Annotated in this window: 15 protein-coding genes and 1 pseudogene; 9 read left to right on the top strand and 7 right to left on the bottom strand. The window is 67.1% G+C overall.

The features are described from left to right. Positions 1–121: 121 nt before the first annotated feature. Entirely contained in the window at positions 122–2164 is a 2043-nt protein-coding gene (gene pbpC / locus JNJ68_RS18485; RefSeq protein WP_294985201.1) for a penicillin-binding protein 1C, read from the top strand. Positions 2165–2234: 70 nt separating this feature from the next. After that, a pseudogene (gene rpiB, locus JNJ68_RS18480) lies at positions 2235–2684 on the top strand (ribose 5-phosphate isomerase B). A gap of 77 nt (positions 2685–2761) precedes the next feature. Here the strand turns inward: rpiB and bktB are convergent. Further along, complete coding sequence (gene bktB, locus JNJ68_RS18475; RefSeq protein ID WP_294984949.1) at positions 2762–3919, bottom strand: beta-ketothiolase BktB; 1158 nt, start codon at positions 3917–3919, stop codon at positions 2762–2764. Between the two features lie 128 nt (positions 3920–4047). Here bktB and JNJ68_RS18470 point away from each other — a divergent pair, with 128 nt between their 5' ends. Further along, a complete protein-coding gene (locus JNJ68_RS18470; RefSeq protein ID WP_294984946.1) occupies positions 4048–5148 on the top strand; it encodes an MFS transporter in 1101 nt (366 codons plus the stop codon). 28 nt (positions 5149–5176) lie between these two features. On the opposite strand, the gene JNJ68_RS18465 is transcribed toward JNJ68_RS18470, so the two are convergent. The 4 genes from JNJ68_RS18465 to JNJ68_RS18450 all read right to left on the bottom strand — a co-directional run bounded on the left by JNJ68_RS18465 (position 5177) and on the right by JNJ68_RS18450 (position 9470). Then, positions 5177–5752: a DUF2585 domain-containing protein gene (locus JNJ68_RS18465; protein ID WP_294984943.1), complete on the bottom strand. Its 576-nt coding sequence runs from the start codon at positions 5750–5752 to the stop codon at positions 5177–5179. A gap of 49 nt (positions 5753–5801) precedes the next feature. Next, positions 5802–6557 (bottom strand): metallophosphoesterase family protein, encoded by a 756-nt coding sequence (locus JNJ68_RS18460; protein WP_294984940.1) that lies wholly within the window; start codon positions 6555–6557, stop codon positions 5802–5804. A gap of 83 nt (positions 6558–6640) precedes the next feature. Next, a complete protein-coding gene (gene serA, locus JNJ68_RS18455) occupies positions 6641–8233 on the bottom strand; it encodes a phosphoglycerate dehydrogenase (protein WP_294984938.1) in 1593 nt (530 codons plus the stop codon). Between the two features lie 79 nt (positions 8234–8312). Then, a complete protein-coding gene (locus tag JNJ68_RS18450) occupies positions 8313–9470 on the bottom strand; it encodes a phosphoserine transaminase (protein ID WP_294984936.1) in 1158 nt (385 codons plus the stop codon). A 153-nt stretch (positions 9471–9623) separates the two neighbouring features. Between JNJ68_RS18450 and serB the strand changes: the two genes are divergently transcribed. Beyond that, on the top strand, positions 9624–10502 hold the full coding sequence (serB, locus tag JNJ68_RS18445) for a phosphoserine phosphatase SerB (RefSeq protein WP_294984934.1): 879 nt from the start codon (positions 9624–9626) through the stop codon (positions 10500–10502). 49 nt (positions 10503–10551) lie between these two features. Then, positions 10552–11313, top strand: a complete 762-nt coding sequence (locus JNJ68_RS18440; RefSeq protein ID WP_294984931.1) for a TSUP family transporter — start codon at positions 10552–10554, stop codon at positions 11311–11313. On the opposite strand, the gene zapE is transcribed toward JNJ68_RS18440, so the two are convergent. Next, positions 11310–12389: a cell division protein ZapE gene (gene zapE / locus JNJ68_RS18435; protein WP_294984928.1), complete on the bottom strand. Its 1080-nt coding sequence runs from the start codon at positions 12387–12389 to the stop codon at positions 11310–11312. The two genes, JNJ68_RS18440 and zapE, sit on opposite strands and share 4 nt — an antisense overlap. Before the next feature lie 322 nt (positions 12390–12711). Between zapE and JNJ68_RS18430 the strand changes: the two genes are divergently transcribed. Next, entirely contained in the window at positions 12712–13188 is a 477-nt protein-coding gene (locus JNJ68_RS18430; protein ID WP_294984926.1) for a hypothetical protein, read from the top strand. 91 nt (positions 13189–13279) lie between these two features. Here the strand turns inward: JNJ68_RS18430 and JNJ68_RS18425 are convergent, their stop codons facing one another. After that, positions 13280–14755 carry a 2-isopropylmalate synthase gene (locus JNJ68_RS18425; RefSeq protein WP_294984923.1) on the bottom strand — a complete coding sequence of 492 codons (1476 nt, stop codon included), beginning with the start codon at positions 14753–14755 and terminating at the stop codon, positions 13280–13282. A 152-nt stretch (positions 14756–14907) separates the two neighbouring features. Between JNJ68_RS18425 and JNJ68_RS18420 the strand changes: the two genes are divergently transcribed. The 3 genes from JNJ68_RS18420 to JNJ68_RS18410 all read left to right on the top strand — a co-directional run bounded on the left by JNJ68_RS18420 (position 14908) and on the right by JNJ68_RS18410 (position 17942). After that, a complete protein-coding gene (locus tag JNJ68_RS18420; protein ID WP_294984920.1) occupies positions 14908–16566 on the top strand; it encodes an NAD+ synthase in 1659 nt (552 codons plus the stop codon). Further along, on the top strand, positions 16556–16930 hold the full coding sequence (locus JNJ68_RS18415) for a hypothetical protein (RefSeq protein WP_294984917.1): 375 nt from the start codon (positions 16556–16558) through the stop codon (positions 16928–16930). The genes JNJ68_RS18420 and JNJ68_RS18415 overlap by 11 nt, the downstream gene beginning before the upstream one ends. A 73-nt stretch (positions 16931–17003) precedes the next feature. Continuing rightward, positions 17004–17942 (top strand): endonuclease/exonuclease/phosphatase family protein, encoded by a 939-nt coding sequence (locus tag JNJ68_RS18410; protein WP_294984915.1) that lies wholly within the window; start codon positions 17004–17006, stop codon positions 17940–17942. The last annotated feature ends 33 nt before the right edge of the window (positions 17943–17975 follow it).

Raw genomic sequence — 17975 nt, 5'->3', positions numbered from 1 at the left:
CCCTTGTGGGGAGGGGATGGGGGTGGGGGGCCTCCGGACCATGTGGCGAAGCCCCCCCACCATCCCCCTCCCCCACAGGGGGGGAGGGAAGCGCTGACCGACCCACCGTCGCGTGGGGTGGCTGATGCGCGCGCGGTGGATCATCTGCCTGGCCTTGGCCCTCTGGCTTGCAGCCCTTGGCCGCGACCGTTTCGACCAATGGATCGACGCGACCATCCTGCCCCCCTTGGCGCTGGAGATGTCGGTCGAGGTGCTGGACCGTGACGGCGACCTCCTCCGCGCCTATACCGTCGCCGATGGCCGCTGGCGGCTGGCGCTGCCGGTGGACCGGGTGGACCCGCTCTATCTGCGGATGCTCTTGGCCTATGAGGACAAGCGGTTCCGTGTGCATTCCGGGGTGGACTGGCGGTCGGTCCTGCGGGCGGGGTTGCAGGCGGCGTGGAACGGGCGCGTCGTCTCGGGCGGCTCGACCCTGACGATGCAGGTGGCGCGGCTGCTGGAGGAAGGCACGACCGGCCAGGTTGGCGGCAAGCTCCGGCAGATGCGGGTGGCGCTGGCGCTGGAGCGGCGGCTGACGAAGGACCAGATCTTGCAGCTTTACCTGCACCTTGCGCCGTTCGGGGGAAACCTGGAGGGGGTGCGGGCGGCCTCGATTTCCTATTTCGGGAAAGAACCGGCGCGGTTGACCCCGGCGGAGGCGGCGCTCTTGGTGGCCATTCCCCAATCGCCGGAGACCCGTCGCCCGGACCGCGCTGCCGACCGGGCCGAGGCGGCGCGGAACCGGGTGCTGACCCGCGCGGTCGGGGAGGGCGTGATCGACGCCGAGGAGGCCGGGGCGGCGCTGCGTGAGGCGGTGCCGGGGTTGCGCAAGCCCTTCCCGGCGCTGTCGCCGCATCTGGCAGACTGCGCGCGGGAGGAGGAGCCGCTCGCCCTGGCGCATCGCCTGACCATCGACGGCAAGTTGCAGAAGAAGCTGGAGACGCTTGCGCAGGAGGCGGTGGCGGGCAAGGGCGAGCAGTTGCAGGTGGCGATTCTGGTGGCGGACCATGCCTCGGGCGAGATCCTCGCCAGCGTCGGCTCGGCGGGGTATCAGGCCGATCTGCGGCAGGGGTTCGTCGACATGACGCAGGCCCTGCGAAGCCCGGGGTCGACGCTGAAACCGCTGGTCTATGCTTTGGCCTTCGATGAGGGGCTGGGCCATCCGGAGACGATGATCGACGACAAGCCGATGAGCTTCGGCACCTATGCGCCGCAGAATTTCGACAAGCTCCACCTGGGCACGATCCGGATGCGTGAGGCCTTGCAGCTGTCGCGCAACATCCCCGTGGTGGCGCTGACCGAGGCGCTGGGGCCCGCCAAGCTGGTTTCGGCGATGGAGAAGGCGGGGATGAAGCCGGTCTTTCCGGGCGACAAGCCGGGGCTGGCGATTGCGCTGGGGGGCGTCGGGGTGACGCTTTCCGACATGGTGCAGCTTTACGCAGCCATCGCGCGAGGAGGCGTGGTGCGACCCCTGTCATGGCGTCAGGATGCCGAGGTGCCGGAAGGGCAGCGGGTGGTCTCGGAAGTTGCGGCCTGGGAGGTGGGGGATATCCTTGCTGGACTGGCCCCGCCGCCGGGGGCGCCATCGAACCGGCTGGCCTACAAGACCGGCACCTCCTACGGACACCGCGATGCCTGGGCCATCGGCTTCGACGGCAGGCATGTGATCGGCGTCTGGATGGGCCGGGCGGATGGAACGCCGGTGCCGGGGGCCTTCGGAGCGGAGGTGGCGGCGCCCGTGCTGTTCCAGGCCTTCAACCGACTGAAGGGCAAGCTTGACCCGCAGCCTGCGGCCCCGGCATCGACGCTTCTGGTGGCGAATGCTGAACTGCCGCTGCCCTTGCAAAGGTTCAAGTCTCGCTCGGCGGTGTTCGAGGCGGCGGAGGACGCTCCGGCGGTGGCCTTCCCGCCGGACGGGGCCGAGGTGGAGCTGCTGGCATCAGGTCTGAAGGTCAAGGTCGCGGGCGGGACAGCGCCCTTCACCTGGCTGGCGGACGGGGTGCCGGTGGTGGTGGGGTCCGACGCGCGCGAGGCGATGCTGGCGATGCCGGGGGCGGGCTTCGTGACGCTGAGCGTGATCGACGCGGAAGGCCGGTCGGATCGGGTGCAGGTGCGGGTCAGGTAGCGGCGGGGCGTTGAGACCGGGGCCGGTTTGGCGTACCGGGGCGCGACCGCTGAAACCGCAAGAGGCCCCGATGACCGCCGCCAGACGTATCGTCCTGTCCAGTGACCACGCCGCCATTCCGCTGCGCCGCGCCATTGCCGCCCATATCGCCGCCTAGGGCTGGGAGGTGGTGGACATCGGCCCGGCCACGCCGGAAAGCACGCATTACCCGGAACATGGCGCGGCGGCCGCGCGGCGGGTCGCCTCGGGCGATTGCGGCCTGGGGATCGTGCTTTGCGGCACCGGGCAGGGGATCATGATGGCCGCGAACAAGGTGCGGGGCATCCGCTGCGGGGTCTGTTCGGACACATTCTCGGCCCGGATGATCCGGATGCACAACGACGCCAACATGCTGGCGCTCGGCGCGCGCGTGGTGGGCGAAGGGCTGGCGCTGGAGATCGTCGACGCCTTCCTCTTCGCCGGGTTCGAGGGCGGTCGCCACGCCCTGCGGGTCGGGATGATCGACGCGCTGGAGCCGTAAGGCCGGGCTCCGGAGTTCTCGAAAACTCCGGACCGGAGCCCTTGAAGGCTCCGCGACGATTTCTTCGAAGAAATCGCCTATGTCCGCTCGATGGCCAAGGCGATCCCCTGTCCGCCGCCGATGCACATGGTGATCACGGCGGTCTTGCCGCCCGTCCGCTCCAGCTCGTGCAGCGCCTTGACGATGAGGATCGCGCCGGTCGCGCCGACCGGGTGGCCAAGCGCGATGGCGCCGCCGTTGGGGTTCACCTTCGTCGGATCAAGGTCCAGCGCGCGGGAAACGGCGAGGGCCTGGGCGGCAAAGGCTTCGTTCGATTCGACTACGTCGAAGCTTTGCGGCGTGACCCCGAGTTTCTTGCACAGCGCCTGCACGGCGGGGATCGGCCCGATCCCCATCACCTTCGGGTCCACCCCGGCCAGCGCATAGCCCATGATCCGGGCGCGACTGTTCTTGGCGTTGCGCGACAGGACGAGTGCGGCGGCACCGTCGTTGATGCCAGAGGCATTGCCCGCCGTCACCGTGCCGTCCTTCTGGAAGGCAGGGCGCAGGCCCGCCAGCGCCTCCGGGCTGGTGGTCTTCGGGTGTTCGTCCACGGCAAAGATGACGGGACCCTTCCTGCCGCTGATCTCAACCGGGACGATCTGGTCGGCAAACCGCCCCTCGGCGATGGCGCGGGCGGCGCGGGTCTGGCTTTCCAGCGCGAAGGCATCCTGGTCGGCACGGGTGATGCCATATTCGGCGGCGACGTTCTCGGCGGTCACGCCCATGTGGCCGGTGCGGAAGGGGCAGGTCAGCGCGCCGGTCATCATGTCGAGTGCGCGGGTGTCGCCCATCTTCTGCCCGAAGCGGGCGGCGGGAAGTATGTAGGGCGAGCGGCTCATGCATTCGGCCCCGCCCGCCAGCGCCATGTCGGCGTCGCCCAGCATCAGGGCCTGGACGGCGGAGACCACGGCCTGCGCGCCGGAGCCGCAGAGGCGGTTGACGTTCATCGCCGGGGTGGTTTCGGGAATCCCTGAGTTCATCGCCATGACGCGGGAAAGATACATGTCGCGCGGTTCGGTGTTGATGACATGGCCCATGACCACCTGGCCGATCTGCCCGCCTTCTACCCCGGCACGGTCCAGAGCGGCTTTCGCGGCGTGGGTGGCGATGTCGATGGCCGGCATCGCGGCAAGCGAACCGCCGAATCCGCCGATGGCGGTGCGGGCGGCGGAGAGGATGTGGATTTCGGTCATGGGGGCCTCCGGGGTTTCGCGACACTCTGCACCATCCGGCGGCGATTGCAGAGAGGACGTCGCGTCACGGGCGCCATTGACAGCGGCTGACAGGCAGGGGAGATCAGACGGGTCAGCGGGAGCATATCGTGAAAGACCTGATCCGGGCCCACGCCGGGCTTCTCATTGCCGGGGTGGCGACCTTTGTCATGATGGGCGCGGGGCAGTCGCTGTATGGCCCGGCGCTTCCCGCCTTCTCGCGCATCTTCGCGGTCAGCGAGGCGCAGGCGGGTGTCCTGGTGTCGGCGCATTGGGTGGGCTGCTTCCTGGGCGTGGCGATCATGTATCTGCGCGGGGCGGGGATCACGCCAAGGCATGCACTGGCGGCGATGGCGCTGGGGGCGGCCGCGGTGGCAGCGCTGGCAGGGTGGTGGGCGACGATCACGGGCGCGGTGATCTTCGGCTTGGGCTATGGCCTCTCGACCGCGGTCTTCAACCCGCGCGTGCTGCGCGCCTTCGGGCGGCGCGGGCCGTCGATGCTGAGCCTGTTGAACGCGACCTTCGGGGTGGGGGCGATTGCCGCGCCCCTGATCTTCGTGGCGCTCGGCAGCGATCCGCGGCTCTCCTTCGGGCTGACGGCGGCTTTCGCGGCGGCGATCTGGCTGTTTGCCGGACCTGCGGGGCGCGAGGGCGTGGCACAGCAGGCCGAGGTGCGGACCTTCCGGCCGCATTGGGGGATCATGGCCTTCGGCGCGGTGGCGATCGGGCTTGAAGCCAGCCTGATCGGCCTTGGCCCCACCGCGCTGATCCGCGCGGGCGTGGCCGAGAAGACGGCGGCGGAGCTTCTCAGCGCGTTCTTCGTGGTCTTCCTGGCCGCGCGGGTTGTGCTGATCTTCTTCGCGCACCGGATCGCGCCGTTCCTGCTGTATACGCTTGCGGTCGGGGCGGCGGCGGCTTGTGCGCTGGGGGCGGTCTTCGTCTCGCCCTCGATCTTCTTCGTCGCGATGGGGGCCTCGGCGGGACTGTTCTTCCCCGGTTTCTACGTGACCGCGAGCGGCAAGATGGGCGAGGACATCAGGGTGCCGCCAACGATCATCGCCTCAGGCCTGGTGGGAGGGATCGGCGCGCCGCTGGTGCTGGCGCCGATGATGGCGGGGATGGGGGATCGCGGGTTCTTCTGGGTCGTTGCCGGGGTGACGCTGGTGCTAACGGCGGCGGCGGTGCTGTCGCTGCGGCGGATGAAAGTCTGAGAACTTTCTAGAAGATTCTCAGGCTCGCTCAGCGTCCGGCTTGCCATTCCGCCACCCAGTCGAGCGGGTAAAGCAGCATCAGCACGTTCAGCGCCAAGCCGTCGCGGATGATCCACATCGTCACTCCCTCGAAGATCACGATCAGCGCGACCGTGGCCCAGACCGGCAGCTTCGCGGCCAGCCAGAAGCCCAGCACCATCGCCAGCACGTCGCAGACCGTGTTCAGGACGGAATCGCCGTAATAATCCAGCGAGATGGTGACGCTGCGGTAGCGTTCAATCACTGCGTCGGAATTCTCGACGATCTCCCAGGCACATTCGACCAGCGTCGCGAGGACGAGCCGCCAGCCGAAGGAAAGCCTGCGCGCGACCAGCCAGAGCGCGCCGAAGAACAGGAAGCCGTGGATGATGTGGCTGGGGGTGTACCAGTCGGAGATGTGTTGCGAATTCTCCGAACTGACCACCTGCCCGTGCCAGAGCTTGACATAGCCGCATTTGCACCAGGGCTCACGCCCGATCCAGAGGAGCCAGGCGGCGGTGAGGAGGATGATCCCGGCGGTGATCAGGATCGGGACAAGGCGGTTCGGGGCGCTGCGGTCTGTCATGCTGCGGAAGGAATCACGCCGGGGGCTTGCCGTCCAGCGCGATCTTGCGTCAGGCGCGCTGGAACAGCATCGGTGCGGGGCCGGGAAGCTTTCTGCGGCCCTCGGGGGTCAGAAGGGCGGCCTCGCGCCCCTCGATCACCACGGCGGAGAGCGGCCCGCCGTAAGCCGCGCCGCTGTCGAGGTTGATGCGGTTGCCGTAGTGCGTGGCATGGTCGATGGCGGTGTGGCCGTGGACGATCAGGGGGCCGAAGCTCACGGCCTCGATCAGGAAGGCGTCGCGGATCCAGATCAGGTCGGTCTCGGTCTGCTGGTCCAACGCCACGCCGGGACGGATACCGGCATGGACGAAGACGCATTCGCCCGCCTGGTGCAGCGCGGGCAAGGCGGAGAGATAGTCGCGATGCGTTTGTGGGACAGCGGCCAGCGCATCGGCATGAACCTTGGGGACCGGGCGGTCGGCGGCCTTGCCGACGCCGTAGGAGGCCAGCGTGGTGGTGCCGCCAAGCCTGGGGTGCAGCCAGGAATATTCCGACCGCAGGCCCGGCTCCGGTTCGCCGGGATCGTTGAGGAAGCGGGTGAACATCCGGTCGTGGTTGCCTTTCAGGACCACCCAGTCCTCGCCCCGCGCCTGGCCTTGCATCAGGTGGTCGATCACCCCCCGGCTGTCGGGGCCGCGGTCGACGAGGTCGCCGATATGGATGACCTGGCCCTTGCCGTGACGGCCCATGTCGGCGGCGATCAGGTCATGAGCGGCCTTCAAGAGGCCGAGATGCCCGTGGATGTCGCCGATGGCATAGATGTGCATGGGTCAGGTCCAGATGGAGAGCGCCGGGGGTTTCACACCCCCGGACCCCCGTGGGATATTTGTCCCAGTATGAAAGGGCAAGATCAGGCGACCTCGAATTGCAGGGCCTTCACCTGCTGGAACATGCCGGTTCCTTCCAGCGTCTCGATCACCTTCGGGTCGATCGGCTGGTCCAGGTAGAGGATCGCGATCGCGTCCTGCCCCACGCCCGACCGGCCGAGGGTGAAGTTGGCGATGTTGACGTTGTTCTTGCCCATCGTCATGCCGAGAAGGCCGATGATGCCGGGCACGTCCTCGTTGGTGGTGTAGAGCATGTGGCGGCCGATCTCGGCGTCGATGTTGATGCCCTTGATCTGGATGAAGCGCGGCTTGCCGTCGCTGAAGCATGTGCCCGCCACGGACCGTTCGCGCTTGTCCGTCACCATCGTGACCTTGATGTAGGCGTCGAAGACCCCGGTCTTCTCCTGCCGTGTGGTGGAGATCTGGATGCCCTTTTCCTTCGCCACCACGGGTGCGGAGACGAGGTTCACGTCCGGGTTCTGCGCCTTCAGGACGCCCGCGATGACGGCCTGGTTCAGCGCGGCGAGGTTCATCGTGGCGACGGTGCCGTCGTAGAGGATGTTGATCGCCTTGATCGGCTCGTCCGTCATCTGGCCGATGAAGCTGCCGAGATGGGAAGCAAGCTTGATCCACGGCCCCATCACCGCGGCCTCTTCAGCGGTGACGTTGGGCATGTTGAGCGCGTTCTGCACCGCGCCGGTCAGCAGGTAGTCCGACATCTGCTCGGCCACTTGCAGGGCCACGTTCTCCTGCGCCTCGGTGGTGGAGGCGCCGAGATGCGGGGTGCAGACGACGTTCGGGTGGTTGAAGAGCGGGCTGTCGGTGGCGGGCTCCACCTCGAACACGTCCAGCGCCGCGCCGGCGACATGGCCCGCGTTCAGCGCGTCGAGCAATGCGGCTTCGTCGATCAACCCGCCCCGGGCGCAGTTGATGATGCGGACGCCCTTCTTCGTCTTGGCAAGGTTCTCGCGCGACAGGATGTTGCGGGTCTTGTCGGTGAGGGGCACGTGCAGCGTGATGAAATCGGCCTTGGCCAGAAGCTCGTCCAGCTCGACCTTGTGGACGCCCATCGCCTTGGCGCGCTCCTCGGACAGGAAGGGATCGTAGGCCACCACCTTCATGTGCAGCCCCACCGCGCGGTCGCAGACGATGCCGCCGATGTTGCCCGCGCCGATCACGCCGAGGGTCTTGTTGAAGAGTTCGACCCCCATGAACTTGGACTTTTCCCACTTTCCGGCATGGGTCGAGGCGTTTGCTTCGGGGATTTGCCGGGCGACAGCGAACATCATGGCGATGGCATGCTCGGCCGTGGTGATCGAGTTGCCGAAGGGCGTGTTCATCACGATGACGCCCTTTTTCGAGGCCGCCGGGATATCGACATTGTCGACCCCGATCCCGGCGCGGCCGACGACCTTGAGGTTGGTGGCCTGCTCCAGGAGTTTCTCGGTGACCTTGGTGGCGGAGCGGATGGCAAGGCCGTCATACTGGCCGATAGCGGCAAGGAGGGCGTCCTTGTCCTTGCCGAGCTTCGGCAGGTAGTCGACCTCCAGCCCGCGGTCGCGGAAGATCTGGACGGCGGTTTCGGAGAGATCGTCGGAAACGAGGACTTTGGGCATGGGATGGTCCTTGGATATTTTGGGAGAGAGTCGGGGCACGCCCCGACCTACGTAGGCCGGGGCGTGCCCCGGCACATGGTCACGCGGCCTGGGCCAGCGCGGCGATCTCGGCGTGGAAGGCGTGGGCGATCCAGGGCATCAGCGCCTGCACGTCCGCCGTTTCCACGGTGGACCCGCACCAGATGCGCAACCCCGGAGGGGCGTCGCGGTAGGCGCCGAGGTCGAAGCCCGCGCCGGCCTTCTCGATCCGTTTCGCCACCGCCTTGGCGAAAGCCTCGCCGTCGGTGATGCGGGGATCGGTGAACTTCAGGCAGACGGAGGTGGTGGAGGCGGTCGCCGGGTCTTCGGCGAGGTTCGCGATCCAGGGATTCGCGGCGCAGAAGTCATGAACCGCCTGCGCGTTGGCATTCGCGCGGGCGATCAGGCCGTTCAGCCCACCGACAGATTTCGCCCATTTCAGGGCGACAAGGTAATCCTCGTTCGCCAGCATCGAGGGCGTATTGATCGTCTCGCCCTGGAAGATGCCCTCGATCAGCTTGCCCTTCGCGGTCAGCCGGAAGATCTTTGGCAGCGGCCAGGCGGGGGTGTAGCTTTCCAGCCGTTCGACGGCGCGGGGGCTGAGGACCAGCATCCCATGCGCGCCCTCGCCGCCCAGCACCTTCTGCCAGGAGAAGGTGGTCACGTCGAGCTTGTCCCAGGGCAGGTCCATCGCGAAGGCGGCCGAGGTCGCGTCACAGATCGTCAGGCCAGCGCGATCCGCCGGGATTGCATCGCCGTTCGGCAGGCGGACGCCGGAGGTGGTGCCGTTCCAGGTGAAGACCACGTCCTTGTCGAAGTCGACCTGCGCGAAATCCACGATCTGCCCGTAGGGTGCCTTGCGCACGGTGGCGTCGAGTTTCAGCTGCTTGACCACATCCGTGACCCAGCCCTCGCCGAAGCTTTCCCAGGCCAGCATCTCCACCGGGCGGGCGCCGAGCAGCGACCACAGCGCCATTTCCACCGCGCCGGTGTCGGAGGCGGGGACGATGCCGATGCGGTAGTCGGCAGGAACGCCGAGGATCTCGCGGGTAAGGTCGATGGCCTCTTTCAGCTTCGCCTTGCCGACGGCAGCACGATGCGACCGCCCGAGGGGGGCGTCGGCGATCATGTCGAGGGAATAACCGGGGATCTTGGCGCAGGGGCCGGAGGAGAAGCGCGGATTGGCCGGGCGCTTGGCCGGCGGAGTCAGGTCAGTCATGGTAGCCTTCCAGCTAAAAGCCCTTCGTTGGGGAAGGGTGTCCCGACGCCTTGGCTAAAGACGCAGCCGCTCTGGCGCAAGCGGAAAAATCGCGCTAATCCGCCGCCTGGTCGCGAAAAAGCGACAGGCCTGTTCACTATCGGAAACCTGCCCATGCATGTCGTCACCCTGCTGACCAACCCCGAAACCCCGGTGCTGGAACGGGTGACGGTCGAATCCCTGCGCGATGCCTGGGGCGGCGGGGCGGCGCGCTGGCTCGACCCCGGGGTGGCGGCGGAGTTCGAGGTGGAGAGGGTGCCGGAGAACCGCTGGCAGGTCTGGGAGGGGTTGCAAGGCCTGCGCGTCGACATGGCGGTGCAGCGGGCCGAGGGTCGCAGGAAGCGGCTCCTGATCGCCGACATGGATTCGACGATGATCCGGCAGGAATGCATCGACGAGCTGGCCGACGAGGCGGGGGTCGGCGCGCATGTGGCCGGGATCACCGCGCGGGCGATGAACGGCGAGCTGGACTTCGAGACCGCGCTGCGCGAGCGGGTGGGGCTTCTGAAGGGCCTGCCGGAAGGGGTCATCGCCCGGGTCCTGCGCGACCGGATCACGCTGATGCCGGGAGGCGAGGTGCTGCTGGCGACGATGAAGGCGAACGGCGCCCATGCGGCGCTGGTCTCGGGCGGGTTCACCGCCTTCACTGCGGCGGTGGCGGAGCAGCTGGGCTTCGACGAGAACCGCGCCAACGCGCTGCATGTCGCCGATGGGCTGCTGGCGGGGACGGTGGCCGAGCCGATCCTCGGCAAGGAGGCCAAGCTTCTGGCGCTGAAAGAGATCACCGCGCGGCTGGGCATCTCGCCCGCGGAGGCGATCGCGGTGGGCGACGGGGCGAACGACCTGCCGATGCTTCTGGCGGCGGGCACTGGCGTCGCGCTCCACGCCAAGCCGCGGGTGCAGGCGGAATGCGAGGTCCGGGTCAACCACGGCGACCTGACCGCGCTTCTCTACCTGCAGGGCTATTCCCGCGACGAGTTCGCCCGCGTCTGACATCTGCACGGCCCTTGCCCCGGCCCGCCGAACCGGCGACAAGCCGGGCATGTTCGAGATCGCGACCCATCTTGCCCTGCTTCTGGTCCTTGTCGCCTTCTGCGCCGGGTTCATCGACAGCATCGCGGGCGGGGGCGGGCTGGTCTCGGTGCCTGCGCTGCTTTTGGCCGGAGCCTCTCCGGTCGAGGCGCTGGCGACCAACAAGCTGCAAGGGACTTTCGGGTCGGGGACGGCGATGCTGGCCTATGCCAGGGCGGGGCATGTGCGGCTGGCGGATCAGCTGGGGATGGCGGCGGTCAGCGCAGGCGCCGGGGCCGCAGGGGCGATGGTCGCGCATCTGATCCCGGCGGAGGTACTGCGGATCATCATGCCGGTGGTGCTGATCGGGGTCGCCGCCTTCTTCGCGCTGAAGCCGGGTCTTTCCGACGACGCCCGCGCCGCGCGGATTCCGCTGCCGGTCTTCGGGGCCACGGTGGTGCCGCTGGTCGCGGCCTATGACGGGTTCTTCGGGCCGGGCACGGGATCGTTCTTCATGATGGGTTTTGTGCTTCTGGCGGGCTACGGCGTGCTGAAGGCGACCGCGCATACCAAGATGCTGAACTTCGCCTCGAACATCGGCTCGCTTGTGGTCTTCGTCTTTTCCGGCGCGACCTGGTGGGGCGTGGGGCTGGCGATGGCCTTGGGGCAGATCGCCGGGGCCGCGCTGGGGGCCCGCGTCGCGATGCGAGTGGGGGCGCGGCTGATCAAGCCGCTGCTGGTCTTCGTCTCGACCGCGATGGCGCTGCGGCTCTTGTGGCAGGCTTTGGGCTAGATGCCCCAGTCTGCCCCCTGCATCTCGCGCAGGCGGCTGGCGGTGCGTTCGAATTCGAAACTGCCCTCGCCCTCGATATAGAGTCGTTCTGGTGTCTCGGCGGCTGAGGCGATGAGGCGGACCTTCGCTTCATAGAGCGCGTCGATCAGGGTGACGAAGCGCTTCGCTTCGTTGTAGTTGGCCGAGGAGAGCTGTGGGATGTCCTCCAGGATCAGCACCCGCACGGCGCGTGCGATAGCAAGGTAGTCGGCCGGGCCGAGGGGTTTCGAGCAGAGGTCCCAGAAGCTCGCCCGCCCGACCCCGCTCGCGAAGCGCGGAACAGAGACCTGCCGCCCGTTCACCTCCAGCGTCAGGGGGGCTTCGGGTGCGCCGCCGGTGAGATCGGACCAGATCGCGGCGATCTGGGTGGTGGCGGAGCGGGCCGGGTGGAAGTAGACCTGCGCGCCTTGCAGCCGGTGCTGGCGGTAGTCGGTCGGGCTTTCCAGTTCTACCACCTCCAGCCGCTCCTCCAGCATGGCGATGAAGGGCAGGAAGATGCCGCGGTTGAGCCCGTCTTTGTAAAGGTCCTGCGGGGGCCGGTTCGAGGTGGTGACGATCACGATCCCGGCGGCGAAGAGCTTCTCGAAGAGCCGCCCCACCAGCATCGCGTCGGTGATGTCGGTGATCTGCATCTCGTCGAAGGCGAGGAGGCGGAGGTCGCGGATGATCTCGTCGGCGACGGGGACCAGCGGGTCCTCCACCCCGCGTTGCCGGGCCGCATGCATTCCCTTGTGGACCCCCTGCATGAAGGCGTGGAAGTGGACGCGGCGTTTCTGGGTGATGTCCGTGGCTTCGGTGAAGAGGTCCATCAGCATCGACTTGCCCCGCCCGACGCCACCCCAGAGGTAAAGGCCCTTCGGGGGCTGGATCGGCTTGGCGAAGAGGCCGGCGAAGAGGCCGACCTTGCGGGTCGCGTTCGCCTCCAGCCAGGCGCGCAGGTCCTCCATCCGGGGGAGGAGGGCGTGCTGGGCGGGGTCGGCCCTGAGGGTGCCCTGGGCGACGCGGGCCTCGTAGATCTCGGTCAGGGTCTGGCGCATGGGGAAGGAGTAGCGGGGCGGGGGCGGGGGCCGCAAGGGGGACTGGCTGTCCACGCAGGACAGGGAGGGGGAGGTGTGGGATTTCAAGGGGTTGGGTTTGGGTGGTAGGGTGGGGTTAACCGGGGTCGATTCGCGCTGGTTGTCATTCCCGCGAAAGCGGGAACCCAGATGGGCCGGGCGGTTGGCTTTGAAAAACTGGGTACCCGCTTTCGCGGGGATGACAGCGGGAAAACGTCCAAAATTCGCCGGAAAATCTACTCGTGGTTGTCAAGAAGTGCCTGTAGCTCGAATCGCAACGAGTCATCTCACGAAGGTGGAAGTCATGTACAAAGAGATTTCACTAGGTGCATTTCTGACTTTGTCGGCTTGTGTCGAGACCTCTGTGGTTCCCGTCGCAAGAAACCAGATCATAATCAATACGAGCGCCGCACCGATCTGCCGCGGAACTGGTGCGCAAAACGTCGCCGTAAAGATGGCTGCCGTGGAAGCCCTGCGCCGAGGTTACGATCGTTTCATCATCACCGGAGCTGCGCAGCAGAACAATACCGGGGTATTCCAGACTGCGCCAACTTACGCGACCACGACGACTACGCTGAACACCTACGGCAACACTGGCTACGGATATTCCAACACTCAGTTTGGAGGCGGAAATACCATCGTTTACGGTACGCATGACGCGTCGCTTGGGGTGCTGCTCTTGAAGCGCGGGGATGCGGGATATGAGCGCGGAGTCGATGCTAAGGGCGTGCTGGGCGAAAAGTGGAAAGAGATAGCTGAAAAAGGAATCGCCACCTGCTGAGTAGTCTACGGAACTAAGTTCAGTTGGGCGTCAAGTTGCGCATGATCGGTGCGCCGTAGCGCACCCTACCGGAGTCGGGCTGAAGCCCGACCTACGGGTTGGTAGCGGGTTCTGCCGGGGTGGTGCCTTCGGCGGGGGCTGCCGGGGTCTCGCCTTCCACCGGAGCCGCTTCTGCGGGGGCTTCGGGCGGCGCGGTCAGTATCCCGTTCTGCCAGACCCCCTCGGCCACCTCGCCTGACTTGTAGGTCAGCTTGCCCTGCCCCGCGCGTTTCCCCGCCTTGAACATCCCCTCGTAGATATCCCCCTCGGGGTAGGTCGCCACGCCTTGTCCCTCGATCTGGCCTGCGACCCAGGCGCCCACATATTTGAACCCGTCGGTGGTGGAGAACTCGCCCTGGCCGTGCCGCAAACCGGCCTTGAACTCGCCTTTGTACAGGCTTTCGTCGGGGTAGACCGCGGCGCCGATGCCTTGGCGTTCACCGCCGACCCAGTCGCCTTCGTAGCGGTAGCCGTCGGGATAGGTCATCAGGCCCTTGCCCTCGGGTTTGGCCTGCTTGAACGCGCCTTCGTAGACGCGGCCGTCCTTGTAGGTGGCACGGCCCTGGCCCTCGATCACTCCGGCCACCCAGTTGCCCTGGTAGGTGGACCCGTCGGGGTAGGTGATCGCGCCCTGCCCGTTCGGCTGGTCGGCCTTCATCGCGCCGATGTAGACCGAGCCGTCCGGGTAGGTGATCGAACCGGTGCCCTCCATCCGGCCCGCGACCCAGGCGCCTTCGTATTTGAAGCCGTCGGCACTGGTGAAGCTGCCCTGCCCCTGGCGGTGGTCCTTGGCCCAGCTGCCGAAGTAGATGTCGCCGTTCTTGTGGGTGAGCTTCCCCTGCCCCTCGCGCAAACCGTCCTTGAAGCTGCCCTCGTAGAGGTCGCCGTTGGGTTGGGTCAGGAGGCCCTTGCCGTTGATCTGGCCGTCGGCCCAATCGCCCTGATAGGTCAGCCCGTCGGGCATGGTGAGCTTGCCCTTGCCCGAGCGCTGGCCCTTGACGAGGGTGCCTTCGTAGACGGTGCCGTCGGGGTAGGTAATCTTGCCGGTGCCTTCCTTGACGCCCAGCACCCAGTCGCCCTCGTAGGTATAGCCGGAGGGGTTGGTCAGCTTGCCCTTGCCGTTGTGCGTGCCCTTCACGAAGCTGCCTTCGTAGACCGAGCCGTTGGCATAGATGGCCTTCCCTTCGCCGGTCATCTGGCCCTCGACCCAGTCACCCTCATAGGTGCGGCCGTCGGGGGCTGTGATCTTGCCGATGCCGTCGGGCTGACCTTGCTCGAACGTGCCTTCGTAGACCGAACCGTTCGGATAGCGGGCGGTGCCCTGGCCGGTGATCTCACCCTCGACCCAGTCGCCGGTGTATTCGAAGCCGGAGGGAAGGCGGTAGGTGCCGGTCCCGTGCTGGCGGCCGTTCAGGAAGGTGCCTTCGTAGACCGAGCCGTCGTCGTATTGCTTGGTGATGATTTCGCCGTCCTGGGCCTGCACTTGCGTGGCGAGGAGGGCGAGGAAGAAGGCGGTCGGAAGGCGCATGGACGAATCCTTCGGGCGGTGATCGGAGGCAGGGTAAGGGGCGGTTTCCAAGGTGACAAGGATTTGGCGGTCACGGCTGGAGGAGCGGACCGGAACCACTTTCCCTTGGGCCTCAGTCTGCTAGAAATGGTGTATCTAGTGGGGGCAGGTGCATGACCGACACGTTCAACCTGATGCTGGCGCAGCTGAACCCGGTGGTGGGGGACATTGCGGGGAATATCGCGCGGGCCAAGGCGGCCTGGGACAAGGGCCGGGCGGCGGGGGCGGACATGGTCGCGCTGACCGAGATGTTCGTGACCGGCTACCAGACGCAGGACCTGATCCTGAAGCCCGCCTTCGTCAGCGCGGCGATTGCGGCGGTGGAGGCCTTGGCGGTGGGCTGTGCCGATGGCCCGGCGCTGGGGATCGGTGGGCCGGTGCCGGTGGGGGGCAGGCTTTACAACGGGTACTATGTGCTGGACGGCGGGCGGGTACATGCGCGGGTGTTGAAGCATCACCTGCCGAATGACGCGGTGTTCGACGAGAAGCGGGTGTTCGCCTCGGCCGATGTGCATGGGCCCTATGTGGTGAAGGGGGTGCGGATCGGAACCCCGATCTGCGAGGATGCCTGGCACCCGGACGTGGCCGAGACGCTGGCCGAGACCGGGGCGGAGATTTTGCTGATCCCCAATGGGTCTCCGTACCACCGGGGCAAGCCGAATTTGCGGCTGAACCTGATGGTGGCCCGTGTGATCGAGACGGGGTTGCCGCTCTGTTACCTGAACATGGTGGGTGGGCAGGATGACCAGGTGTTCGACGGCTCTTCGATGGTGCTGAACCCCGGCGGTCGGCTGATGGCGCAGCTGCCGCAGTTCGACGAGGCGGAGGTGATGGTGACCTTCCGTCGTGGGGCGGAGGGATGGCGGGCCGATCCGGGGGAGATTTCTGAAATCCCGCCGATTGGCGAGGCGGATTACCGGGCCTGCGTGCTGGCGCTGGGCGACTACATGCGGAAATGTGGGTTCAAGAAGGCGCTTCTTGGCCTGTCGGGCGGGATCGACAGCGCGATCGTCGCGGCGATGGCGGTGGATGCGCTGGGACCGGAGAACGTGCGCTGCGTGATGCTGCCGTCGGAGTTCACCAGTGCGGAGTCGCTGGAGCTTGCCACGGCAGCGGCGAAGGCGCTGGGATGCCGCTATGACACGGTGCCGATCTCGGGCGCGCAGGGGGCGGTAGGGGAGGCTTTGGCGCCCCTGTTTGCGGGGACGCAAGCCGGAATAACGGAGGAGAACATCCAGTCGCGCCTGCGCGGGCTGATGCTGATGGCGCTATCGAACAAGTTCGGCGAGATGCTGCTGACCACCGGGAACAAGTCGGAAATGGCGGTCGGCTACTGCACGATCTATGGCGACATGAACGGCGGCTACAACCCGGTCAAGGACATGTACAAGACCCGGATGTTCCTGACCGCGCGCTGGCGGAACGAGAACCACCGGGCCTGGATGAAAGGCCCGGCGGGCGAGGTCATTCCGGAGAGGATCATCGCGCGCCCGCCGTCCGCCGAGCTGCGGGCGAACCAGCGCGACGACGACAGCCTGCCGCCCTATGAGGTGCTGGATGCGATCCTGGAGTGTCTGGTGGAGAAGGAGATGGCGGTTGCCGAGATCGTCGCACTGGGATTTGAGCGGGCCGTGGTGAAGAAGGTGGAACACCTCCTCTATCTGGCGGAATACAAGCGCTTCCAGTCCGCGCCGGGGGTGCGCCTCACGCAGAAGGCGTTCTGGCTGGACCGACGCTATCCCATCGTGAACCGCTTCCGCGATGACGCCTGAGATCGTCGTCGTCAATTTCTACGCCCTGCGCGATGCTGCGGGCTTCGACCGCGCGTTGCGGGCGCTGGTGCCCAGGGTACGGCTGCAAGGGCATGAGGGGTTGCGCAGCTACCGTTTCTTCGGGTCCGGCCCGAAGGAGCGGCGGCTGGTGGCGATCTACGAGGGGCCGGAAGCCTGGGTCGGGCATCATGACCTGATCATGGGCTGGCAGGAGATGGTGGCCTTGCGCGCGGCGGCGCGGCTGGCGCGGACGGATCTTTATGGCCCGATCTCGCCCGCGATGCAGGCCTGGATCGACCAGATGGGACTGGGCAAGAAGCTTCGCCACCAGGGCGAGGCGATTGCGGGGTTCCGGCGCGGGTAGTCGGAACCGTCGACCGTTGCGGCGCTTTGCGCTAGCCTGACCGCAAGGGGAACCTTGGGGGAAGGGAAGGATGATGATCCGACTGGCAGGACTTCTGGCGCTGTGCGCGGGCCCGGTGGGGGCCGAGACGTTGCGGGTGATGAGCTTCAACGTCTGGGGCGGCGGCGCGAACGAGGGCAAGGGGATCGAGGAAACGGTCGCCGCGATCAAGGCGGCCGGGGCCGACGTGGTGGGCCTGCAGGAGACCCGGCTGGAAAGCGATCCCTGCACGGCGGAGCATTGTCCGGCGGTGGGCGAAAGCGTCGCCCCGGCGTTGGCGCAGGCGCTGGGCTGGCATGTGGTGGACCAGACCGGGGACAATGTCGCGCTCTGGGCCAATGCGGTGATCTCGCGCTATCCGATCGGGGCGCAGTCGCCGAACGGGCTGGGGGTGCCACTGGACGTGAACGGCAGGACGGTCTGGCTGTTCAACGTCCATCTCGACGACGAACCCTATCAGCCGTACCAGCTTCTGGGCATCGAATATGGCCCGGCACCCTTCATCACCACCGAGGCCGAAGCGCTGAAGTTTGCGACCGAGACCCGCGGGCCGGCGCTGGACCTGCTGGAGGCGGAGATGGCGGTTGCCGAGGGGGCTGCGGCGGTTTTCGTCACGGGGGATTTCAACGAGCCTTCGGTGCATGACTGGACGCCCGAGGCGGTTGCTGCGGGGCATCACCCGGTGGCGGTGAAATGGCCCACGACGGGGCGACTGGTGGCGGCCGGGTTCGTCGATGCCTACCGGGCCGTCCATGCCGACCCGGTGGCGAAACCGGCCTATACCTGGACGCCGAGCTATGACGAGGCGGCGACCGACGACCATCCCGACCGGATCGACTTCGTGCTGGCAAAGGGCGACGGCTTGCGGGTGAGGGACGCCGCCATCGTCGGCGAGGACGGGCCGAGGAGCGACATCGTGGTCATGCCCTGGCCGTCGGATCACCGGGCCGTGGTGGCGGAGGTGGAGTTCTGAGGGATCGGATCGGGCTGAACCCGGCGTCTGGTG

Origin of the sequence: Tabrizicola sp. (assembly GCF_016793705.1) — a bacterium.
GTDB lineage: Bacteria > Pseudomonadota > Alphaproteobacteria > Rhodobacterales > Rhodobacteraceae > Tabrizicola.
This window is presented reverse-complemented; position numbering and strand designations above follow the sequence as displayed.